Below are 21,019 nucleotides of genomic sequence, written 5' to 3'. Positions count from 1 at the left end.
GAGTGCTTTGCGCTACTGTTAACGCAACAGTCAACGAGGAGCAAAAGATGAAAATTATCCGCAGCGGTTCATTACCGTCAGCACGAGGACCGGAAGCCTGGTTTACCGGCGCTGTTCGCATTGACGCGCCTTTTCAGGCGACCGAACCAGCCAGCGTCGGCGGGGCAACCGTAACCTTTGAGCCGGGCGCGCGCACGGCCTGGCATACGCATCCCCTGGGACAAACGCTGATTGTGACGCAGGGTCGTGGCTGGTTACAGGAGTGGGGCAAAGAGGCGGAAATCCTGAATCAGGGCGATATCGCCTGGATCCCACCCGGCGTGAAGCACTGGCACGGCGCAAGTGCGCAAACGGCGATGACGCATCTTGCCATCGCCGAAGCGGTAAATGGCAGCCCGGTAACATGGCTGGAAAAAGTGACCGACGAGCAGTACCCGAACGGCTAACCGCCAAAAACGGCAATCGCCTGCTGCAGGCGCGTCGTCCGCTGCGTCAGGTGATTCGCGGCGTGAGTGACGTTATCCACCATCCCCGTATTGCTCTGGGTCATTGTGCCGATACGGGAGAGGGAGGCGTTAATCAGCGTCAGCGCCTGAGTTTGCTCCTGCGTGGCGAGGCCAATCTCCTTAATCAAGGTGGAAACCTGCAGAACATGGTCGATCATGACCGTCAGCTGTGATTCGGTTTGTACCACCTTCTCCACGCCAGCGTTGACGCTGGCGACGTTTTTCTCGATCAGCGCTTTGATCTCTTTCGCCGCCGTCGCGGAGTGCTGTGCAAGATTGCGCACCTCAGCCGCGACCACGGCAAAGCCGCGGCCGGCTTCACCGGCGCGCGCCGCTTCCACGGCGGCATTCAGCGCAAGGATATTGGTCTGGAAGGCAATACGATCGATAACGCTAATAATATCGACGATCTGGCCGTTATCCTGCGAAACGGACTGCATCATACCGATGGTCTCTTTCATCATCGCTTCACCGCAGTGGGCGCTGTCGCGGGTGCGATCCGCCATCTGAATCGCCTCGTTCGCGGTTTCGGCCGTCTGCTTAACGGCGCTGGCGATCTCTTCCACCGCAGATGCAGTTTGCTGCAAGAAATCTGCGGTTTCCTCAGAGCGCGTCTGCAGCGCCGCACCTTCTTTCGCGACCTGCTGGCTGATGGTGCCAATACCGCTGATTTGCGCCCCGACATCGTCAACCAGCGAATTCAGGTTTAAACCAGACTGATTCACCAGGCGCATCATCAGCCCGATATCATCGATCCTGTCAAAATGGTAATAGTCCGTTTTACGCCCTGAAACCACGCGCTGCATCTGTTGAACAATGGATTTTACCGGCCGGGCGATCTGCGCGTGAAGATAACAGGACAGCGCAGAAAAAAGCAGCACCAGAGTGGTGGCCTGAACGAGACGATCGCGGAATAAATATACCGCCAGGCAGGAAAGTAACGCTGTCGCAGTAATACCAAGCTGAATTCGTTTTCCGGTACTTAGACATTTAAAGAGCGATAAAAAGGAAAATAAACCGCGCCGAACGAACAGTCCTTTATAAAAACGGTACTGTTTTAATTCATTATTACGTACTTTTGCATACAGATTTTCACTGGCCGCGATCTCCTCCCGTGAGGGGATATTGCGCACCGAAATATAGCCGGTCAGGGATCCCCCCTGCCAGACCGGCGTCACGTTGGCACGCACCCAGTAGTGATCGCCATTATGACGACGATTCTTCACCAGCCCTGTCCAGGTCTCACCCTGCTGGAGGGTAAACCACATGTCGCCAAACGCTTCGGCAGGCATGTCGGGATGGCGGATGAGGTTATGCGGCTCACCCAGAAGATGCTCTTCTTTATATCCGCTGGCTTCTATAAAAGCGGAGTTGGCATAAGTTATATGACTTTTTGTATCGGTGGTGGACATTAACGTCGAACCAGCGTTAAGTAAATACTCGTTTTGTGTAACGGGGGTGTTACGCCTCATGAGTAACTCCATGATGTTGTGCAAGAATAAAAATCCGGAAAGCGCTCCGGCAAGATAAAAGTGATTATTTTAATAACGATCTGTGCATATTCTCGCTGAAATTGAGAACCTCCGAAATACCCGGCATCCATTATTTTTAATATGTTAATGTTGTCGAATGTAATAAAATTGAAAATATTTTAGTGGGTGTTATTTTGAATCGATTTAAATAAATGACATAAGCCAAACTGCAAGAGGGAGATCGCCTCCCTGGAAAAATTGTCATGCTGAAATAGCGTTTCGTTAACAGAATGAAAACGCTATGATTTGGTCTCATTTTCGTGAATACAGGGAGGCTGAGATGAAAATTAACGTCATAGGAACCAGCGGGAGTGGAAAAAGCACGCTGGCGAAGCAGATTGCGACCGAACTGGCTATTCCCTGTATCGAGATGGACAGACTCTACTGGCAGGCTGACTGGCAGGGCACGCCGGACGACGAGTTTCAGGCAAAGCTGGCGCAGGCGCTACAGGCTTCGCCTGACTGGGTACTGGACGGTAACTACAACCGCACGCGGCCTGTGAAATGGCGCGATGTCGATGTGGTGGTGTGGGTGGATTACGGGTTTACCCGCACCCTCTGGCAGGCCGTCACGCGAGCAATAAAGCGGGCCTGGCATAAGCACGAGCTCTGGCCGGGAACGGGGAATAAAGAGAGTTTCCGGCGCGCGTTCTTCAGCAGAGAATCCATTATCATCTGGACGATGAAAACCTGGCGTAATAACCGTACGCGCTACGAAGCCGACCTGCAAAACCCGCAATATAGCCATATTCGCTTCGTCCGCATTACCCGTCGGGAGCAGGTGGAATCGCTGATTGCTTCCTTAAAGTCTTATTCTTAGCAGGGTTTTATATATCTGTTTTCCGGCAAACTAAATGTAAATTAATTGTTTCTCAGTGGTGAAATGCGCCTTTAATAATGTCGACATGTTAAGTCAAACGAGAACGCAACATGTCATGGCGAATCAGCATTCTGGATAAAAGCCCCATCGCTGAAAACGAAACGGCTGCCGATGCACTGGCGCGTACCCTTGCGCTGGCGCAGCAGGCAGAAAATCTGGGCTATCACCGCTTCTGGATTGCCGAACACCACAACACCCCACAGCTTGCCAGCCCTTCGCCGGAGCTGCTGATTGCCTGGATCCTCGGGCAAACCACGCGCATTCGCGTCGGGTCAGGCGGCGTAATGCTTCAGCACTACAGCCCCTATAAAGTCGCCGAGAACTTCAACGTGCTGGCCGCGCTGGCGCCTGGCCGCGTCGATCTCGGCGTCGGGAAAGCCCCCGGCGGATTACCGCTCTCAACCCGCGCGCTGCAGCAGGGCCTGAATCAACAGGAAAAGGGCAGCTTTGCCGAACAACTGGCCCAGCTCGACCGCTGGATCCGTCCTGAGCATCACGCTATTGAAGAGGCCGTCCGCGCCACGCCGCTGCCGCCGTTGCCTGCTGAGGGTTTTCTGCTGGGCGCGAGTACCGAAAGCGCGCTGCTCGCCGCCAGGCTCGACTGGCACTTTGTGTTTGCCGCACACCTGAACGGTGACCCGGACCTGCTGCCTGAGGTGGTATCGACCTGGCGCGAGAACAGCGCGCGTGACGTGATAGTGGCGGTGCAGGCGATTGTCGCGCCGACGCAGGCTGAGGCAGACGCGCTGGCGCAGAAGGTCGAAGTGTGGGGCGTTGAGCTGGCAAACGGGCAGCGTGTCACCGTGGCCAGCGAAGAACAGGCCTACGCGTTTGCACGCCAGGCGGGCAGTGAGCCGGTGCGCATTGCACGCCGGGCGCAGTCGCTGCTGGCGGGTACCGCTGAGTCGGTAGTGGAACAGCTCAACGCGCTGCATCAGCAGTGGGGCATTGACGAATTTATCATCGACACGCCGGTAGCGGAGGGGGCTACGCGCGTCGCGTCGCTGCGCCTGCTGGCCGGGGCGCGTCTTAACAAGGAGGTCACCGTATGAGTTTTGGCGAACAACTGATTGCCTGGCGCCGCGAACTGCACCAGAACCCGGAGCTGTCCGGCCAGGAGGTCGAAACCACCGCGCGCCTGCGCCAGTGGCTGACCAACGCCGGGATCACCCCACAGCCTTACGACCTGTCGACCGGGCTGGTGGCGGAAATCGGAACGGGCAGCAGGCTGGTTGCGCTGCGCGCCGACATTGACGCGCTGCCGATCGAGGAGCGCAGCGGCGTGCCGTTTAGCTCACAGCATGCAGGGGTGATGCACGCCTGCGGACACGATATTCACACCAGCGTCATCCTCGGCGCCGCGTTAAAGCTGAAAGAGCGGGAGGCCTCGCTTAACGGCCGGGTGCGCATCCTGTTTCAGCCTGCTGAAGAGAACTTTGGCGGTGCGAAGAGCATGGTGCGCGCCGGTGCCCTGCGCGATGTCAGCGCGATTTTCGGTATGCACAACGAGCCCGGCCTGCCGGTCGGTGAGTTCGCCACCCGCGGCGGGCCGTTCTACGCCAACGTCGACCGCTTCGTGATCCGCATTACCGGCAAAGGCGCGCACGCCGCACGTCCTCATGAAGGTAACGACGCCATTGTGCTGGCGAGCCAGCTGGTAACGGCGCTGCAAAGCGTCGCCAGTCGCAACGTCAACACGCTGGATTCGGTGGTGCTGAGCGTGACACGTATTGCGGGCGGCAACACCTGGAACGTGCTGCCGGAAAGCGTCGAGCTGGAAGGCACGTTGCGAACCCATCGCACGGAAGTACAGCAGAATGTGAAAGCCCGCGTGGGCGAAATCGCCGCCGGTTTTGCCAGCGCCTTCAGCGCGCAGATTGATATCACCTGGTATGCCGGGCCTACCGCGCTGGTGAATGACGAGCGCTGGGCTGATTTTGCCACCTCGGTCGCGCGTGAGGCCGGATATGAAACCCGGCACGCGGAACTGCATATGGGCGGGGAAGATTTTGCGGTCTATTTGCAGTCTGTTCCCGGCGCGTTTGTCAGCATTGGCAGCAACAGTCCGTTTGGTTTACATCACCCGGCCTTTAACCCGGATGAAGCACTGATTGAGCCCGCCGCCCGCTATTTTGCACAGCTTGCGGAAAAAGCTCTGCAACACGTTTAATTCAGGAGAGGTAAATATGTCTGCAACCCGACAACTGCGGCTGGGCACCATTCTGCATGGTGCATCCGGGAATATGTCCGCCTGGCGCCACCCTGCAGCGATCGCCGATGCCAGTATTAATTTCGACTTTGTGAAAGCGACGGCGTTAAAGGCCGAGGAAGGGAAGCTCGATTTTCTCTTCGTGGCCGATGGCCTCTATATTAACGAGAAATCGATCCCCCATTTTCTGAATCGTTTTGAACCGTTAACCGTGCTTTCCGCACTGGCCAGCATCACCTCGCGCCTGGGGCTGGTGGGAACCTTATCCACTTCCTACAGCGAGCCCTTCACCACGGCGCGCCAGTTCGCGAGCCTCGATCACCTGAGCAACGGCCGCGCGGGCTGGAACGTGGTGACCTCGCCGCTGGAAGGGTCGGCCAAGAACTTTTCCCGTGAAAAACACCCCGAGCATGCGCTGCGCTACCGGATTGCCGATGAATATCTCGACGTGGTGAAAGGACTGTGGGATTCCTGGGAAGGGGACGCGTTTATTCGTAACAAAGAGAGCGGCCAGTTTTTTGACCCGGCGAAACTGCATACGCTCGACCACCACGGTGACTTCTTCCAGGTTGCCGGTCCGCTGAATATTGGCCGCACGCCGCAGGGTCGCCCGATTGTCTTTCAGGCCGGGGCGTCGGACGACGGGAAAAAGCTGGCGGCGAAACATGCCGACGCCATTTTCACCCACCACGAGACGCTCAACGAGGCAAAAGCCTTTTACCGCGACGTAAAACAGCAGCTGGAAACAAACGGCCGCCGCGCGGCGGATCTCCATATTTTCCAGGGCGTCAGCGTGATTGTGGGGAAAGATGCCGATGATGTGGAAAACCAGTACCAGACCACGGCGGCGCTGGTGTCGATTAATGACGCCCTCAATTACCTCGGGCGTTATTTTGAACATCACGATTTCAGCCAGTATCCGCTCGACGAGCCGTTCCCGGATATCGGCGACTTAGGCAAAAACAGCTTCCGCAGCACCACCGATGAAATCAAGCGTAACGCTCGCGAACGCAACTTAACCCTGCGTCAGGTGGCGCTGGAGGCCGCTTCGCCGCGCCCGCGCTTTTCCGGCACGCCGGAGGAGGTGGCAGACGGTCTTCAGGCCTGGTTTGAAGGCTATGCCGCAGACGGCTTCATTATTCAGGGCGGCACGCCGGACACCTTCCCGCGCTTTGTTGACCAGGTGGTGCCCATTCTTCAGGCCCGCGGCCTGTTCCGTACCGACTACCCGGGCACCACGCTGCGTGAAAGCCTTGGCTTAGACCAACCGAAAAACCAGTACACACAACAATAAAAGAGAACCCCGCTATGCAGAAATCATCGCTTATTCTGGCGCTTGCGCTGGCCTTTACCCCTGCCGTCTGGGCAGAGAACGTCAATATTAACGGCACCGGCGTGAGCATCGAGGCCAATAAAACCCCGATTAACACCGCGAAAAATAGCGAGGCGGTAGCGCAGCTGCCGAAAGATTATCGCTTTGCCGTGCCGGGGAAATTTACCGTTGCGGTGGCGGGACTCAATCAGCCGCCGCTGACGGTCTTCTCCGACGACAACAAAACGCTGCTGGGAAGCGAAGTTGACGTCGCGCGTCTGGTCGCCGACAGCCTCGGGCTGGAGCTCAATGTGGTGCCCACCTCCTGGGAGGACTGGCCGCTGGGCGTGGCGTCCGGGAAATACGATGCCGCCATCAGCAACATCACCGTCACTAAAGAGCGCAAACAGAAGTTTGATTTTGCTACCTATCGTAAGGATTCCCTCGGCTTTTACGTGAAATCCACGAGCCCGATTACGTCGCTGCAGAAGGCGGAAGACATCGCCGGGCTGAAGATTATCGTCGGCTCCGGCACCAACCAGGAGGCCATCCTGCTGGCATGGAATGCCGAAAACCTGAAGAAGGGGCTGAAGCCCTTTACCCCGATCTACACCAAAGACGATGCGGCCCAAACCCTGGCACTGCAGTCCGGCCGCGCGGATGCCTACTTTGGCCCGAACGTGATTGGCGCATGGAAAGCGGCGCTGAACGGGAAAACCAAACTGGTGGGCAGCGTCGACGGCGGCTGGCCGAAGGCGGCACACATCGCGGTGACGCTGAAAAAAGGCAGCGGACTGGTTGAGCCGGTGCAAACCGCGCTGAACGGCGTCATCAAAAACGGCGATTACGACAAAGTGCTGAACCGCTGGGGAGAAGGGGTTGAGCGCATTCCTCAGTCCGAAGTGAACCCGGCTGGCCTGGGCGATTAAGGAGGCGTAATGAGCGAACGATTTCGTGATGTATCACCGGAAGATGCCGAACTTCAGCCCATTATCGAGGGGCTGTTCGGGGAATATGCGGCCCGCTACGGGGACTACTTCTCTAAAGATGCGGAAGTGGAGCTCACCGAGTGGTATCTGGCGCCGCAGGGGCTGTTTATCGTCCTGGAGCGCGACGGGAAGATTATTGCCACCGGCGCGTACAAACCGTTCGACGAACGCACCGCGGAAATCAAACGTATCTGGACGGACAAAACCCTGCGTCAGCAGGGGCTTGCCGGGCGCGTGGTACAGGAGCTGGAGCGCAGGGCGGTGCTGGCAGGCTATAGCCAAATCTACCTGACAACCGGTTTTCGCCAGCCGGAAGCGGTCAGGCTCTATCTTAGCCAGGGCTATCAGCCGCAGTTCGATCTGAACCGCGATCCGGAAGAGTATAGCCAGCCGCCGTTTGACGGTCGGCTGCGTTTCACCAAAACGCTGGTACGTGAAGCGTTCAGTAAAACCGCATGAGGAACGACGATGAGCAACGTTGAAACCATTAAGGTGGTCCCGGCGCGTTATCCGCTGCGGGCCGTCGGCGCCGCGGTGGCGCTGTTTGTCCTGGCGGTCGTGATTCAGTCCGTAGCCTTTAACCCGCGCTGGGAGTGGGCGGTGTTCGCCCGCTGGTTCTTCGACCCGGTGATCCTCGACGGTGTCGGGCAGACCCTGCTGCTGACGCTGATCGGCACCGCGCTGAGCGTGGTGTTTGGCGGCATGCTGGCCCTGGCGAGACTCTCGTCATCCTGGCTGCTGAGCAGCCTGGCGTGGGCGTACATCTGGCTGTTTCGGTCGCTGCCGCTGATCGTCGTGCTGATTATCCTGTACAACTTTTCCTATCTCTACGACACGCTCTCGCTCGGCGTGCCGTTTACCAGCATCACCTGGGGCAGTTTTGAAACCATCAACGTGCTGGGGCAGTTCTCTACCGCCGTGGTGGGGCTAACGCTGGTGCAGAGCGCCTATACCGCCGAGATCATTCGCGGTGGTTTCCTCGGGGTCGATCACGGGCAGTATGAGGCCGCCGCCGCGCTCGGTCTGCCGGCCTGGCGCCGCACGGTGCGCATCATTTTGCCTCAGGCGCTGCGTACCATTCTGCCGTCGGGATTCAATGAAATCATCAGCCTCGCCAAGGGCACAGCGATGGTGTACGTCCTGGCGATGCCGGAGCTGTTTTATACCATCCAGATGATCTACAACCGCACGCAGGAGGTGATCCCGCTGCTGATGGTCGGTGCCGCCTGGTACCTGGCGATCACCACCGTCCTGTCCGCTATCCAGTACGGTGTTGAACGCGCACTCGCCCGCAGCGAACGCCGCTCTGCGGTTAATCAGAACCGTGCCGCCCGTCGTACCCGTTCTGTCACCACCACGCCAGCACAGGAGCCTATCCATGCAAGCCTCTCCTGAAGGACATATCTCGATTACCGGCGTCAGCAAATATTTTGGACGCCATAAGGCGCTCGACAACGTGTCGCTTGAGATCCCGCCGGGATCCGTGACGGTCATCCTCGGGCCGTCCGGGTCGGGTAAATCGACGCTGCTGCGTACCATTAACCACCTGGAACGCGTCGACGAAGGCTTTATTCAGATCGACGGGGACTACATTGGCTACCGTCGCCAGGGCGACAAGCTCTACGAGCTGAAGGAGAAAGAGATCCTCAAACAGCGCGTCAACGTGGGCTATGTGTTTCAGAACTTCAATCTCTTTCCCCATCTCACGGTGCTGGAAAACCTGATTGAGGCGCCCATCGCGCATAAAAAGCTCAGCAAAAAAGAGGCGGTGGAAAGAGCGTACAGCCTGCTGGACGTGGTCGGGCTGCGGGACAAAGCCGATGCCTGGTCCCGCCATCTCTCCGGCGGCCAGCAGCAACGCATTGCGATTGCCCGCGCGCTGGCGTTACGTCCCCGCGTGATGCTGTTTGATGAACCTACCTCGGCTCTGGATCCGGAGCTGGTAGGGGAAGTGCTGGACGTAATCAAAAAACTGGCCCGGTCCGGCACTACGCTGGTGGTGGTCACTCACGAGATCGGCTTTGCCCGCGAGGTGGCGGATCAGGTGGTGTTTATGGTCGACGGAAAAATCGTGGAACAGGGCAGCAGCGACGCGGTATTGAACCGCCCGTCGCACGCGCGAACGCGCCAGTTCCTGTCAAAAGTGCTGTAAGGAGCGCAGATGAAATATGGCCTTCTGGCAGGACTGCTTTTTACGACGGCGAGCCACGCCAGCATCGATCTGAAAGCCAACGAGCAGCCGCTGCCGGTGACGGTGGATCGGCAGGCCGTGGCGAAGATCCCCGCCGGTTATAAATTCGTTGAGCCAGGTACGCTGACGGTCGCCGTCTCGATGCTGAACTCCCCGCCGCTGGCGCTGCTGGCCAGCGATAACCGCACGCGGATCGGCAGCGACCCGGATATTGCCCGCCTGCTGGCGGGCAGCCTGGGGCTGAAGCTAAAGCTGGTGCCGACGGCGTGGGAAGACTGGCCGCTGGGGATCGCTTCTGGGCGTTACGACGTGGCGCTGGTGAACATTGCGGTGACCGAACAGCGTAAAGAGAAGTTTGATTTTGCGACCTACCGCGTCGATTCGCTGGCGTTTTCGGTGAAATCCACCAGCGAGATTCAGTCAATCAAAAGCGCGGAAGATCTGGCCGGGAAAAGGGTGATTGTCGGCTCGGGTACCAATCAGGAGCGCATCCTGCTGGGCTGGAACGAAGAAAATAAAAAGGCGGGGCGGGCGCCTGCGCTGCCGGTCTATCTTCACGACGATGCCTCGGGCAATCTCTATATCCAGTCCGGCAGGGCGGATGTGTTCTTTGGTCCTCAGTCGGTTTCAGCTTACAAAGCGGCGCTCACCGGCAAAACCCGCGTGGTCGGTTTAGGGCCGAAGAAAGCTTATGTCGCCACCACGACCAAAAAAGGCAATCAACTGGTTTATGCCTTGCAGGCCGCGCTGAACGGTGCGATTGAGCGCGGAGAGTACCAGAAGGTGCTGACGCGCTGGGGCGAGCAGGGCGAAGCGGTGGCGCAATCGGAGGTCAACCCGCCTGGGATAACCTACTAATGGTGCTCTACACTTAGGGTTTTCATCCCTCACCCTCAGGGGGCAACATGATTAAACTCTATGGCGTACCCGGCTGGGGCTCGGCAATCAGTGAGGTGATGCTGACCCTGGCTGATATCCCTTATCAATTTATCAACGTGGACGGGTTTGACCAGCCCGGTCCGCAGCGTGAATTGCTGCACAAGCTCAATCCGCTGTGCCAGGTGCCGACGCTGGAGCTGGAAAATGGCGCCATCATGACCGAAACGGCGGCGATTGCCCTGATGGCGCTCGACCGGTGTCCCGATCTCGCCCCGCCCGTGGGGCAGGCTGAACGTCAGCAGTTTCAGCGTTTGCTCATCTGGTTTGTGGCCAACGTCTATCCCACGTTTACCTATGCAGACTATCCCGAACGCTGGGTGCCGGATGCGCCGGAACAGCTGCAGAAAAACTGCATCGAATACCGGAAATCTCTTTATTTGTGGTTCGAAAGCCAGCTTAAGGGTGCCCCGTTTGCGCTGGGGGAAAGGCTGACGCTGCTGGATGTGTATATTGCGGTAGCGCGCACCTGGGGGCCCCGTCACGCCTGGTTTGCCGAAAATACCCCTAAATTCACGGCGATTGCGGACGCCGTATGTCAGCGACCGGAACTGCACAAGGTGTTAAAGGCAAACAATATTATCTGATAACGTGGAACCCTCATTCACAACCGGAAGCCTGTACATGCCACACGTAGATATCAAATGTTTTCCCCGTGATTTGAACGACGAACAAAAAGCTGCCCTGGCGGCAGATATTGCCGACGTGATTATTCGCCATTTCAACAGCAAAGACAGTTCCGTGTCGGTGGCGTTGAAGCAGATCGCGCCTGAAGACTGGAAGGCGCAGGTCTGGGATACCGAAATTGGACCGAAGCTGGAGGAGCTTATTAAGAAGCCCGGGTATTCGATGTAAGATCTTCTGCCGGGGAGCGTATAAATCCTCCCCGGCTTGTTTTCCCGTTTTCGCAAAAATCGATAAAAATGCGTTTTGTCTTATCCGCTACACTTAACGTTTCTGGCTGACTTTTTATTCATCCTTAGGAAAGATCTTCAACAGAATCAATTAAGGACAGACACGTTAAAGGATAATTTTCTGATGACAAAATTACCCCGTTTTTCATTCGCCTTTCTTCATCCCCGTTACTGGCTAAGCTGGGCCGGCATTGCGGCTCTGTGGCTCATCATGCTGCTCCCTTATCCGCTTCTGTTCAGAATCGGTCATGGCCTGGGGCGACTGGCGATGCGCTTACTTCCTCGCCGCGTCGAGATTGCCCGCCGCAACCTGGAACTTTGTTTCCCGGAGATGAAAAAGGATGAACGCGAGTCATTGCTGCAGCGTAATTTTGAATCGGTAGGAATGGGGGTGATTGAAACCGGGATGGCATGGTTCTGGCCTGCGTGGCGGGTGAAGAAATGCTTTACCGTGCAGGGGTATGAGCACATGGAAAAGGCGAGGGCGCAGGGAAAAGGCGTGGTGCTGGTGGGGATGCATTTTCTGACGCTTGAGCTGGGCGCACGGATATTTGGCATGCTCAACCCCGGTATTGGGGTCTATCGCCCTAATAACAATGCTCTGCTGGACTGGCTTCAGACGCGCGGACGTCTGCGTTCCAACAAAACCATGCTCGATCGCCATGATTTAAAGGGCATGATCCGCTCGCTGAAGCAGAATGAAATTTTGTGGTACGCCCCGGACCACGACTATGGCAAAACCAACAGCGTGTTTGTGCCGTTCTTTGCGGTGCCGGATGCCGCAACGACGGCGGGCAGCTATATGCTGGTCAAAAGCGCTAAGCCTGCCGTCATCTCCTTTGTGCCGCGTCGCAGGGCGGATGGCACCGGTTACGAGCTGATTATTCTGGAGGATATCAGTGAGGCGTTGCAGGGCGGCGATAAAGAAGCCGTGGCGACGCAGATGAACAGGGCAATTGAGCAGGCCGTACGTATGGCCCCAGAGCAGTATATGTGGCTGCACCGTCGCTTCAAAACCCGTCCTGAAGGGGTACCTGACCGATATGCCCGTCTGAAACAGGCGGCAACTCGGGGTGATAGTCTCTCCGCCAGCGATTTTTCTGACCGCTCAGGCATACATCACTAACACCACAGCGATGCCCTCACCGCAGGGTGAGGGCATGACCGGCGCTACAGCGCGGATCGGCGGTACGGCGCATAGTCCGCCTGCCACCAGGTCTTCTCGATACGCGCCATCAGGGTTTCATCATCTAACGATGGCGCTATGCCTTGTTCAATCGCGGCCCGGGCGACGGCAACGGCAATCTGGCGCGAGACCGTTTCAATCTGATCTACCGGCGGCAGCAATCCTCCTCTTTCTGTGGTCACCAGTGGAGACTGGGCGGCCAGGCTGCGGCTTGCTGCCATCAGCATCTCTTCCGTCACCCGGCGCGCGTTACAGGCCAGCACGCCCAGTCCCAGGCCCGGGAAGATATAGGCGTTATTACACTGGGCAATCTCGTAGTGCGCGTTCTCCCAGAATACCGGCGCGAACGGGCTGCCGGTGGCCACCAGCGCGGCTCCCTGGGTCCAGGCGATGAGATCCTGCGGCTGGGCCTCCGCCCGCGACGTCGGGTTCGAGAGCGGCATGATAATCGGGCGCGGGCAGTGGCGATGCATCTCTTTGACGATCTCTTCGCTGAACAGCCCCGGCTGACCTGAAACGCCGATCATCACCGTGGGATGTGCGTTCTTCACCACGTCCAGCAGGGAAATATTCTTTGCGTCTACCTGCCAGCGGCTTACGGCGTCGCGCGCGGTAAGCAGGTTTTTCTGGAAATCGAGCAGGTTGGTCATGTCGTCGGTCAGCAGGCCGAAGCGATCGACCATGAAGATCCTGCTGCGGGCTTCCGACTCGCTCAGGCCGTCATCGACCATCAGCGCCACAATTTTTTCAGCGATCCCGCATCCCGCAGAGCCGCTGCCGAGGAAGACCACGCGCTGATCGCGAATGCGCGTGCCCGCCGCGTGAGCCGCCGCGAGCAGCGTCCCTGCGGTGACGGCTGCCGTGCCCTGAATATCATCATTGAAGCAGCACAGCTGATCGCGGTAGCGCTGGAGTAGTCGGGTGGCGTTTTTCTGCGCAAAGTCTTCAAATTGCAGGAGAACGTTGGGCCAGCGCGCTTTAACCGTGCTGATAAACATATCCATAAATTCAGCGTATTGATCGTCGCTGATGCGCGGATGACGCCAACCCATGTACATCGGGTCGTCGAGGTGTTGCTGATTATTGGTGCCGACATCCAGCATAATCGGGAGGGTGGAGGCCGGATGGATCCCTCCGCAGGCGGTATAGAGCGACAGCTTGCCAATCGGAATGCCCATGCCGCCGATACCCTGGTCGCCGAGCCCTAAAATGCGCTCTCCGTCCGTTACCACAATCACCCGAACGTCGTTGCGCGAGAAACTTTGCAGCATCTCATCAATACGATGGCGGTTAGGCCATGAAATAAACAAGCCGCGCGCGCGGCGATAAATCGTGGAGAAATGCTCGCAGGCTTCACCCACCGTCGGGGTATAGATAATCGGTAACGTCTCTTTCAGATGCGAACGCAAGAGGTTATAAAAGAGAGTTTCATTGGTGTCCTGAATATTGCGCAAATAAACATGACGGGAAATATCGCTTTTAAAATGGCAGAACTGCACCCAGGCGCGCTCGGTTTGCTCTTCAATGGTTTCAACGTTATGCGGCAATAATCCATGCAGATTAAAATTATCCCGTTCTTCTTTAATAAAGGCGAGGCCTTTATTTAATAACGGATTTTCCAGCAGTACGGCGCCATTATAGGGCGTGTACAGAACGTCTTTACGAGACATGGTCAACTCCTGAATATTTAAACGAAACAGAAATAAGACGAGCAGAAACAGTGACTTTAAGGATGATAAAGGCACGCAGTTTTCTGTGTTTTGTTGGGGAGCTAATTTAGCGCTTAGCTAACGGATCAGGAGTGACAAGGTTCACATTCTTTCTGGTTTTATTAATTTCAAAAGAATTGCATTGAATGTCATGAATAACTTTAGTTACATAATAATGAATTAAATTATTTAAAAGGAAAGGGCTATTGTGTTCACATTTCTCTTGGGGGGGGTATGTTAATTTCACGCTGAGCCTGTTTTTAGAAAAGGCCACCAAAGTTTTTATTTTCTATTTAAGAACATTTATTTGAATCAGGAATAGTTTTTCGTTTATTCCGTTCTCTGCATATCCGAACACAAATTTCAGGTGATTATATGAAAGATAATCCTGTACCGACTTCTGAGCTGTCGACCTCGCGTTTCGCCTTTGGGCTCAACAATACCGAGGTTGGCGCAGTCCCGTTGATGCTGTTCGTGGGGATTGCCGCGATTGTGGCGACGTCCGCCTGGGCAGGGCTGTTGCCGAAAAATATGATAGGCGGACTGGCGGTCATCATGACCCTTGGCTTTGCGTTTGCCAAAGTGGGGCGTCAAATCCCCGTGCTGAAGGACATCGGCGGCCCGGCGATCCTGTGTCTGATGGTGCCTTCCGTGCTGGTCTATTTTGGCGCATTCGGGAAACAAACCCTTGATACGGTGCATCTGCTGATGAAGGAGGCGAATCTGCTCTATTTCGTCATCGCCTGCCTGGTGGTCGGCAGTATTCTGGGGATGAACCGGGTGCTGCTGATCCAGGGCATGATGCGCATGTTTGTTCCGCTGGTGGCGGGGACACTGATGGCCGTGCTGAGCGGGCTTATTGTGGGAACGCTGTTTGGGTATACGCCTTACCACACCTTCTTCTTTATCATTGTCCCTATCATTGGCGGCGGAATTGGCGAGGGGATTTTGCCCCTGTCTCTGGCCTATTCGGCAATCCTGGGGCAGACGCCGGACGTCTACGTGGCGCAGCTGGCTCCCGCTGCGGTCGTCGGAAATATCTTCGCCATTATTTGTGCGGGCTCGCTGGCGCGTCTCGGGACGAAACGTCCTGCGCTTTCGGGAAATGGCATGCTCACGCGGAGTAAAGACGACGCCAGCCTGTTTGCCGGGGCGCAAAGCGCACAGCAGACGGATTTTCATCTGATGGGCGGCGGATTGCTGATGGTGTGCGCGTTTTTCATCGTCGGAGGCTTGTTTGAAAAACTGGTCCACATTCCCGGCCCGGTGCTGATGATCCTGATTGCCGTCCTGTGTAAATACTTCAGGGTGATCCCGGCCTCAATGGAGCAGGGTGCGCACAGCTGCTATAAATTCGTTTCGGCTGCGCTGGTCTGGCCGCTGATGATCGGCCTCGGGATGCTATACGTGCCGCTTGAAAGCGTGGTGTCGGTCTTCTCGGTGGGCTATGTAGTGGTATGCGGATCGGTGGTGATTGCGATGGCGCTGAGCGGCTACGTGATTGCGTCGCGTCTGAATATGTATCCGGTGGAAGCGGCGATTGTAACCTGCTGCCACAGTGGGCTGGGCGGTACGGGAGATGTGGCCATTCTGTCCGCCTCCAACCGCATGTCGCTCATGCCGTTCGCGCAGATTGCGACGCGTATCGGCGGTGCCTCGACGGTCATTTTCGCCACGCTGCTGATGGGCTGGGTTATGGCGCACTGATTCGAAACCTCAGGATACTGAATCGCAACGACATTTACATCGTGTCGCTGCGGTTCAGTCCTTTATAAAACTCACCGCGCTGTATAGAATTACCGCAGCCACAGCGACGGGATACCACACGATGACCGGAAGAGTTGATTATCAGATTGAAAAATATCTCCTGACCGAAGCCGCCGAACCGGAGCGCCTGACGCGCCAGTGGGCGGAGGTGCTGGAGGAGTGCCGTGAGCAACAGTCCGGTGCGGAGGATCGCCTGCGTCTCGCGTTGCTTAATGTGGATTACGTCACCAGCTTCGAGCTGCCCTTCAGGCTGCTTCTCACCCGCGCGCCCCAGTTGATTGACGCTGTCAGAAAAGAGCTTCAGCTCAGTCAGAAAAATGTTCTGTTTAACGGCAAGCGCTTTGGCTGCGTCTACAGCCTTAAACGGGATCTGGACGGCATACCTGACGAGTTTACCTATCACCTGAAGACGCGTATCCAGCGCAGTGACGCCACGGGTGCGACGGAAGCGTCTTACCGGCAAATTGCCCAGCAGGTGAAAGCGCCAAAAGAGCGCCTCAAACTGGCGCTGGAAAACGGGCTGTCTGTGACCGCGCTCGACGGGCTTTTCTGGTTTGGCATTCAGCGCATCGCGGCTGATGTACAACGGTTACGCAAAACAGGGATGCGGATCGTGACGTCCAACGCCGAGGTGTTCGATACGCTTACCAAAACAACCCGGCAGGTCCCGGTCTATCGCCTGGAAGGGACAGAAGTTACTTAACCTGCAGCAGGATCGCCATCAACCCCGGAAAGCGGGTATCCAGATCGTCTCGTCGCAATGAAATCATGTTTTCGCGTCCCTGCGGACGTTGCCAGATGACCCCGCTGTCGCGCAATACGCGCCAGTGATGGGTCATCGTGGACTTCACCACATCTTCCGGGCGCAGCGCGTTGCAGCTGAGTTCGCTGCCATCGGCCAGCCGACGAATAATCGATAGCCGGAGCGGGTTGCCGAGGGCAAAGAGCACATTTTCCAGCAGTATTTGTTCAGTTTCAGGGTGGTTAGGGATCATCGTTTTCCTGCGTATGGCGTCAGATTGAGCTATATCAACAATAGGTCAACCCTTAAAAAATAGTTCGATAATACTCGTACAATAGGACTATTATAGCAAACGAACGAATGCACGACCATCCTGGTCGTCACAAACATGTCATAGTGACTAAGGAAATATCATGCCCCGACCCATCCCTCTCGAACGTTATCGCAACATCGGTATCTCCGCGCATATCGATGCCGGTAAAACCACCACCACTGAGCGCATCCTGTTTTATACCGGGATGAGCCACAAGCTGGGTGAAGTACACGATGGCGCGGCAACCACTGACTGGATGGCGCAGGAGCAAGAGCGCGGGATCACCATTACGTCCGCGGCGGTTAGCTGCTTCTGGCCAGGCATGGACAGAGGCTATGAACCGCACCGGATCAACATCATCGACACCCCGGGGCACGTGGACTTCACCATTGAGGTGGAGCGTTCCATGCGCGTACTCGACGGTGCCGTGATGGTGTATGACTCCGTGGGCGGCGTGCAGCCGCAGTCGGAAACCGTCTGGCGTCAGGCCAATAAATATCACGTTCCGCGTCTGGCCTTCGTCAACAAAATGGACCGTCCGGGTGCCGATTTCTTCCGCGTCGTGCGGATGATGCAGGAACGCCTGAAGGCCAATCCGGTGCCGATTGTCATCCCGGTGGGGGCCGAAGATCACTTCACCGGCGTGGTGGATTTGATCAAGATGCGCACCATTCTGTGGGACGATGCGACGCAGGGCATGGTGTTTACCTATGCCCCCGTGCCGGACGATTTGGTCAGTACCGCCCAGGAATGGCGGGAAAAAATGGTCTCTGCGGCGGCGGAAGCCAGCGATGAATTGATGGACAAATACCTGGAAACAGGCGACCTGACGGAAGCGGAAATTATCAAAGGGCTACGTATTCGCACCATTTCGGGGGAAATCCAGCCGATGCTGTGCGGCAGCGCGTTCAAAAACAAAGGTGTACAGCGCATGCTCGATGCGGTGATTGAGCTTATGCCGTCGCCGCTGGACGTGCCGGCCATTGATGGCGTGGATGAAAAAGGGCAGCACGCGGAGCGTCACCCGAGTGATGATGAGCCGTTCTCGGCTCTGGCGTTCAAGTTGATGAGCGACCCGTACGTCGGACAACTGACCTTTATCCGCGTGTACTCTGGCGTACTGCGCAAAGGCGACGCGGTGTATAACCCGGTGAAAGGGAAGAAAGAGCGCATCGGACGTATCGTGCTGATGCATGCCAACGATCGCCACGAGGTGGACGAACTGCGCGCCGGGGATATCGCGGCCTGCGTCGGGCTGAAAGACGTGACCACCGGTGACACGCTCACCGATCCGAACGCCGTCATTACGCTTGAGCGCATGGAGTTCCCGGATCCGGTGATTTCGCTGGCGATTGAGCCGAAAACCAAAGGCGATCAGGAGAAAATGGGCATTGCGCTGCAGCGTCTGGCGGCAGAAGACCCGTCTTTCCGCCTGCACACTGACGAGGAGTCCGGCCAGACCATTATCTCCGGGATGGGTGAGTTACACCTTGAGATTATCGTCGACCGCATGAAGCGTGAGTTTGGCGTCGAAGCAAATATCGGTCGTCCGCAGGTGACCTACCGTGAAACCCTGCGTAAAACGGTGAAGGATATCGAAGGCAAATTTGTCCGACAGTCCGGCGGTAAAGGCCAGTACGGCCATGTGGTGCTGAGCCTGGAGCCGCTGGAGCCCGGAAGTGGCTTTAAATTTGAAGATGCCACTAAGGGCGGCGTGGTGCCGCGTGAGTATATTCCGTCCGTTGAGAAAGGGCTGCGGGAAGCGATGAACAGCGGCGTGCTGGCGGGCTATCCGGTCGTCGATGTCAAAGCGACGCTGACGTTTGGCTCGTATCACGACGTCGACTCCTCGGAGATGGCGTTCCGCATGGCGGCGATCCTCGGCTTTAAAGAGGGGGCCCGCAGGGCGGATCCGGTGATTCTTGAACCGATCATGCACGTGGAGGTGGAAACACCGGAAGAGTACGCCGGTAACATCATGGGCGATCTCTCATCCCGACGCGGCATGGTGCAGGGGATGGCAGAGCAGTACGGCAGCCAGATTATCCGCGCCGATGTACCGCTGGCAGAGATGTTTGGTTATGCCACGACATTGCGTTCGATGTCCCAGGGACGCGCGACGTATACGATGGAGTTCCACCATTTTGCGGAAGCCCCGCGGAATGTTGCGGATGAGATTATTTCACGGCGTGCGAAGTAGTTAATGAATTGCACATGGTAGTCGCTGGGCTACCATGTGCTTTTGCCGCTGTAGCAGAGGGCTTTCATAGACGTTTATTACTTGATCAGCGTGGCCGATCGAACTTTCCATTTCCCTTTTTCCTGAACGAGACAATCTGCTACAACGTGATCTTGTTTCTTACCAAATGCGATATAAACGTTTGTGCAAACGGCATCAAAATCAGAATGCAGAACGGTTATCTGATCCCAGTCCTCATCCCAGTCCTGCGCTTTAATGAACATATCAGCATCGGGCATGTCTTTTTCGTTACTGTCTCCTGAGTACATCTCCTTAATTGCATCAATTGTCCCGGAGGCAACGTATTCATTCATAATGTCTGGATTCAGCACTGGTGGTTTGTCCTGATTCAGCTGAGCGATATACCATTGATTGAATTTAAGCGCAGCCTGGCCTGGTGAAGATAGGCTATCTGCGACCGCGAAGGGAGACAGGGAAAAAAGGAAAAAGCAGAGTATTTTCATTAGTCGTGCCTGAACAGTTCGTAATGAGGCTGTATGTTTCGGTAAGCCTGTCCCGGATACAGGGTGCGTTGTACAAAATCGCTTATCCACTGCTGACCATCATAAATGCAAACGTGCCCGCTATCGTGACCCACTATATTTTGGATAACGGCTACGTCTCCGGCATGAGGTTGATCGTATACCAGGCGGAATCCAGCGTTGACCAATGTACGCCCCATATCTTTTGCCAGACGCGTATTGGGAATTTTTAATTTTCCCCCCGTTCTGATCGCTTCGGTGACGTAGCGAGCACAATAACCGGTGCTCTTCGGTTGGGCGTGTGATTTGGCATAGGAGATTGCGCCATCTTTATTCCATGACATTGATATTTCCTTAACGGGAGAGTGCTAATGCTGCAACTCCGGAAATATCCTCCGTTTTACAACTCAAGAGTAAACATAAAATGCCATAGAAATTTAATATAATTCAGCCATATATGATTTAAACAATCAATCCAGCGCCTTCACCATCTTTCCGCTCGCCACAAACGTCCCGGCTCCAAGATGATGCAGAGTATTGAGTTTATCCCCGTCAAACTGCCAGCGTCCGGCGATAAACGCCCGTTCATCCGCTGCCGCTGAAACCACTTCGCCAAACAGCGTGTCGTATTTCTCTGCAGCGGAGGTCACGGGTAATAACCGGCACTCCATCCACGCCAGGCATTTCTCTTCAATGACCGGCAGGCCGAGCTCTGGGCCATTCACCACCGGGATCCCATAGCAGTTGAATTTGTCCTCATCGCGCCCGCTGACGCTGCCGACCGCGTAAGTCCAGTTGGCCGCCGCCACGCCGGGGATAACGATGCCAAATTTCCCGCTGCGTTCGATCAGCTCGCGTGACCAGGTACTTTTGTCCACGACTATCGCGATGCGTGGCGGTTCAAACTCAACGGGCATTGACCATGCGGCGGCCATAACGTTACGTCTGTCCAGGCTCTCATCGCGGCTGGTGATCAGCACGGTAGGGCCGTGGTTCAGCAGACGGCTGGCATGACGTAATTCAACAGGGCGAAAGTGGCTCATAGGATCTCCTCATCTGTAACGATGAGTATGACGAAAAAGCACGTAAATCAAAGTGAGTGCGTAAAATTA

The 21,019-nt window shown here is 56.3% G+C and carries 20 protein-coding genes and 1 pseudogene; 15 read left to right on the top strand and 6 right to left on the bottom strand.

What is annotated here, in order from left to right; translation table 11 throughout:
- Positions 1-47 precede the first annotated feature (47 nt).
- Positions 48-446 (top strand): cupin domain-containing protein, encoded by a 399-nt coding sequence (locus tag ACMGGU_RS10090; protein WP_337279997.1) that lies wholly within the window; start codon positions 48-50, stop codon positions 444-446.
- Here ACMGGU_RS10090 and ACMGGU_RS10085 read toward each other — a convergent pair.
- A complete protein-coding gene (locus ACMGGU_RS10085; protein WP_420300500.1) occupies positions 443-1,978 on the bottom strand; it encodes a methyl-accepting chemotaxis protein in 1,536 nt (511 codons plus the stop codon). The genes ACMGGU_RS10090 and ACMGGU_RS10085 overlap by 4 nt on opposite strands.
- A 340-nt stretch (positions 1,979-2,318) precedes the next feature.
- On the opposite strand from ACMGGU_RS10085, the gene ACMGGU_RS10080 reads away from it, so the two are divergent.
- From ACMGGU_RS10080 to ACMGGU_RS10030, 11 genes and pseudogenes are all read left to right on the top strand, one after another.
- Entirely contained in the window at positions 2,319-2,858 is a 540-nt protein-coding gene (locus ACMGGU_RS10080; protein WP_262780812.1) for an AAA family ATPase, read from the top strand.
- Between the two features lie 110 nt (positions 2,859-2,968).
- Positions 2,969-3,970: an LLM class flavin-dependent oxidoreductase gene (locus tag ACMGGU_RS10075; protein WP_420300499.1), complete on the top strand. Its 1,002-nt coding sequence runs from the start codon at positions 2,969-2,971 to the stop codon at positions 3,968-3,970.
- Positions 3,967-5,088 (top strand): amidohydrolase, encoded by a 1,122-nt coding sequence (locus ACMGGU_RS10070; protein ID WP_045908821.1) that lies wholly within the window; start codon positions 3,967-3,969, stop codon positions 5,086-5,088. The genes ACMGGU_RS10075 and ACMGGU_RS10070 overlap by 4 nt, the downstream gene beginning before the upstream one ends.
- Positions 5,089-5,104: 16 nt before the next feature.
- A pseudogene (locus ACMGGU_RS10065) lies at positions 5,105-7,368 on the top strand (NtaA/DmoA family FMN-dependent monooxygenase).
- Positions 7,369-7,377: 9 nt separating this feature from the next.
- Complete coding sequence (locus ACMGGU_RS10060; RefSeq protein ID WP_008501765.1) at positions 7,378-7,887, top strand: GNAT family N-acetyltransferase; 510 nt, start codon at positions 7,378-7,380, stop codon at positions 7,885-7,887.
- 9 nt (positions 7,888-7,896) lie between these two features.
- Positions 7,897-8,823: an amino acid ABC transporter permease gene (locus ACMGGU_RS10055; RefSeq protein WP_333073755.1), complete on the top strand. Its 927-nt coding sequence runs from the start codon at positions 7,897-7,899 to the stop codon at positions 8,821-8,823.
- On the top strand, positions 8,807-9,580 hold the full coding sequence (locus ACMGGU_RS10050; RefSeq protein ID WP_023292311.1) for an amino acid ABC transporter ATP-binding protein: 774 nt from the start codon (positions 8,807-8,809) through the stop codon (positions 9,578-9,580). Before ACMGGU_RS10055 ends, ACMGGU_RS10050 begins: the two co-directional genes overlap by 17 nt.
- Before the next feature lie 9 nt (positions 9,581-9,589).
- Positions 9,590-10,477 carry an ABC transporter substrate-binding protein gene (locus ACMGGU_RS10045; RefSeq protein WP_420300498.1) on the top strand — a complete coding sequence of 296 codons (888 nt, stop codon included), beginning with the start codon at positions 9,590-9,592 and terminating at the stop codon, positions 10,475-10,477.
- A 47-nt stretch (positions 10,478-10,524) separates the two neighbouring features.
- Positions 10,525-11,142: a glutathione S-transferase family protein gene (locus ACMGGU_RS10040; protein WP_420300497.1), complete on the top strand. Its 618-nt coding sequence runs from the start codon at positions 10,525-10,527 to the stop codon at positions 11,140-11,142.
- Positions 11,143-11,179: 37 nt separating this feature from the next.
- The gene (gene pptA, locus ACMGGU_RS10035) at positions 11,180-11,410 is read left to right on the top strand and encodes a tautomerase PptA (RefSeq protein WP_008501760.1); all 231 of its coding nucleotides are present in this window, start codon (positions 11,180-11,182) and stop codon (positions 11,408-11,410) included.
- A gap of 183 nt (positions 11,411-11,593) precedes the next feature.
- The gene (locus ACMGGU_RS10030) at positions 11,594-12,595 is read left to right on the top strand and encodes a Kdo(2)-lipid IV(A) acyltransferase (RefSeq protein ID WP_420300496.1); all 1,002 of its coding nucleotides are present in this window, start codon (positions 11,594-11,596) and stop codon (positions 12,593-12,595) included.
- Between the two features lie 44 nt (positions 12,596-12,639).
- Here ACMGGU_RS10030 and ACMGGU_RS10025 read toward each other — a convergent pair whose 3' ends face one another.
- Positions 12,640-14,325: an NAD-dependent malic enzyme gene (locus ACMGGU_RS10025; protein WP_420300495.1), complete on the bottom strand. Its 1,686-nt coding sequence runs from the start codon at positions 14,323-14,325 to the stop codon at positions 12,640-12,642.
- A 414-nt stretch (positions 14,326-14,739) separates the two neighbouring features.
- On the opposite strand from ACMGGU_RS10025, the gene ACMGGU_RS10020 reads away from it, so the two are divergent.
- Entirely contained in the window at positions 14,740-16,071 is a 1,332-nt protein-coding gene (locus tag ACMGGU_RS10020; protein WP_048029843.1) for a 2-hydroxycarboxylate transporter family protein, read from the top strand.
- 121 nt (positions 16,072-16,192) lie between these two features.
- The gene (locus ACMGGU_RS10015) at positions 16,193-16,834 is read left to right on the top strand and encodes a helix-turn-helix domain-containing protein (RefSeq protein WP_045908811.1); all 642 of its coding nucleotides are present in this window, start codon (positions 16,193-16,195) and stop codon (positions 16,832-16,834) included.
- Here ACMGGU_RS10015 and ACMGGU_RS10010 read toward each other — a convergent pair.
- On the bottom strand, positions 16,827-17,126 hold the full coding sequence (locus tag ACMGGU_RS10010) for an ArsR/SmtB family transcription factor (protein WP_008501755.1): 300 nt from the start codon (positions 17,124-17,126) through the stop codon (positions 16,827-16,829). The genes ACMGGU_RS10015 and ACMGGU_RS10010 overlap by 8 nt on opposite strands.
- Before the next feature lie 160 nt (positions 17,127-17,286).
- Here ACMGGU_RS10010 and fusA point away from each other — a divergent pair, with 160 nt between their 5' ends.
- The gene (gene fusA, locus ACMGGU_RS10005; protein ID WP_039262847.1) at positions 17,287-19,386 is read left to right on the top strand and encodes an elongation factor G; all 2,100 of its coding nucleotides are present in this window, start codon (positions 17,287-17,289) and stop codon (positions 19,384-19,386) included.
- Between the two features lie 77 nt (positions 19,387-19,463).
- Here fusA and ACMGGU_RS10000 read toward each other — a convergent pair whose 3' ends face one another.
- The 3 genes from ACMGGU_RS10000 to ACMGGU_RS09990 form a co-directional block, all read right to left on the bottom strand.
- Positions 19,464-19,889 carry a DUF3828 domain-containing protein gene (locus tag ACMGGU_RS10000; protein ID WP_395299326.1) on the bottom strand — a complete coding sequence of 142 codons (426 nt, stop codon included), beginning with the start codon at positions 19,887-19,889 and terminating at the stop codon, positions 19,464-19,466.
- Positions 19,889-20,251, bottom strand: coding sequence for a hypothetical protein (locus ACMGGU_RS09995; RefSeq protein WP_024909588.1), 363 nt, complete (start codon positions 20,249-20,251; stop codon positions 19,889-19,891). Before ACMGGU_RS09995 ends, ACMGGU_RS10000 begins: the two co-directional genes overlap by 1 nt.
- Before the next feature lie 126 nt (positions 20,252-20,377).
- On the bottom strand, positions 20,378-20,950 hold the full coding sequence (locus ACMGGU_RS09990) for a flavin reductase family protein (RefSeq protein ID WP_033145657.1): 573 nt from the start codon (positions 20,948-20,950) through the stop codon (positions 20,378-20,380).
- Positions 20,951-21,019: the final 69 nt, after the last annotated feature.

The sequence above is a fragment of the Enterobacter sp. BNK-8 genome (assembly GCF_048685095.1).
GTDB classification, from domain to species: Bacteria; Pseudomonadota; Gammaproteobacteria; order Enterobacterales; family Enterobacteriaceae; genus Enterobacter; species Enterobacter quasiroggenkampii.
The sequence above is the reverse complement of the archived record's forward strand: the minus strand, read 5'-3'. Positions and strand labels throughout refer to the sequence as shown.

Excerpts from the sequence above, each read along its gene's own strand:
- ACMGGU_RS10090 (WP_337279997.1), top strand. The coding sequence starts at position 48 with ATGAAAATTATCCGCAGCGGTTCATTACCGTCAGCACGAGGACCGGAA.
- ACMGGU_RS10085 (WP_420300500.1), bottom strand. The coding sequence starts at position 1,978 with ATGAGGCGTAACACCCCCGTTACACAAAACGAGTATTTACTTAACGCT.
- ACMGGU_RS10080 (WP_262780812.1), top strand. The coding sequence starts at position 2,319 with ATGAAAATTAACGTCATAGGAACCAGCGGGAGTGGAAAAAGCACGCTG.
- ACMGGU_RS10075 (WP_420300499.1), top strand. The coding sequence starts at position 2,969 with ATGTCATGGCGAATCAGCATTCTGGATAAAAGCCCCATCGCTGAAAAC.
- ACMGGU_RS10070 (WP_045908821.1), top strand. The coding sequence starts at position 3,967 with ATGAGTTTTGGCGAACAACTGATTGCCTGGCGCCGCGAACTGCACCAG.
- ACMGGU_RS10060 (WP_008501765.1), top strand. The coding sequence starts at position 7,378 with ATGAGCGAACGATTTCGTGATGTATCACCGGAAGATGCCGAACTTCAG.
- ACMGGU_RS10055 (WP_333073755.1), top strand. The coding sequence starts at position 7,897 with ATGAGCAACGTTGAAACCATTAAGGTGGTCCCGGCGCGTTATCCGCTG.
- ACMGGU_RS10050 (WP_023292311.1), top strand. The coding sequence starts at position 8,807 with ATGCAAGCCTCTCCTGAAGGACATATCTCGATTACCGGCGTCAGCAAA.
- ACMGGU_RS10045 (WP_420300498.1), top strand. The coding sequence starts at position 9,590 with ATGAAATATGGCCTTCTGGCAGGACTGCTTTTTACGACGGCGAGCCAC.
- ACMGGU_RS10040 (WP_420300497.1), top strand. The coding sequence starts at position 10,525 with ATGATTAAACTCTATGGCGTACCCGGCTGGGGCTCGGCAATCAGTGAG.
- pptA (WP_008501760.1), top strand. The coding sequence starts at position 11,180 with ATGCCACACGTAGATATCAAATGTTTTCCCCGTGATTTGAACGACGAA.
- ACMGGU_RS10030 (WP_420300496.1), top strand. The coding sequence starts at position 11,594 with ATGACAAAATTACCCCGTTTTTCATTCGCCTTTCTTCATCCCCGTTAC.
- ACMGGU_RS10025 (WP_420300495.1), bottom strand. The coding sequence starts at position 14,325 with ATGTCTCGTAAAGACGTTCTGTACACGCCCTATAATGGCGCCGTACTG.
- ACMGGU_RS10020 (WP_048029843.1), top strand. The coding sequence starts at position 14,740 with ATGAAAGATAATCCTGTACCGACTTCTGAGCTGTCGACCTCGCGTTTC.
- ACMGGU_RS10015 (WP_045908811.1), top strand. The coding sequence starts at position 16,193 with ATGACCGGAAGAGTTGATTATCAGATTGAAAAATATCTCCTGACCGAA.
- ACMGGU_RS10010 (WP_008501755.1), bottom strand. The coding sequence starts at position 17,126 with ATGATCCCTAACCACCCTGAAACTGAACAAATACTGCTGGAAAATGTG.
- fusA (WP_039262847.1), top strand. The coding sequence starts at position 17,287 with ATGCCCCGACCCATCCCTCTCGAACGTTATCGCAACATCGGTATCTCC.
- ACMGGU_RS10000 (WP_395299326.1), bottom strand. The coding sequence starts at position 19,889 with ATGAAAATACTCTGCTTTTTCCTTTTTTCCCTGTCTCCCTTCGCGGTC.
- ACMGGU_RS09995 (WP_024909588.1), bottom strand. The coding sequence starts at position 20,251 with ATGTCATGGAATAAAGATGGCGCAATCTCCTATGCCAAATCACACGCC.
- ACMGGU_RS09990 (WP_033145657.1), bottom strand. The coding sequence starts at position 20,950 with ATGAGCCACTTTCGCCCTGTTGAATTACGTCATGCCAGCCGTCTGCTG.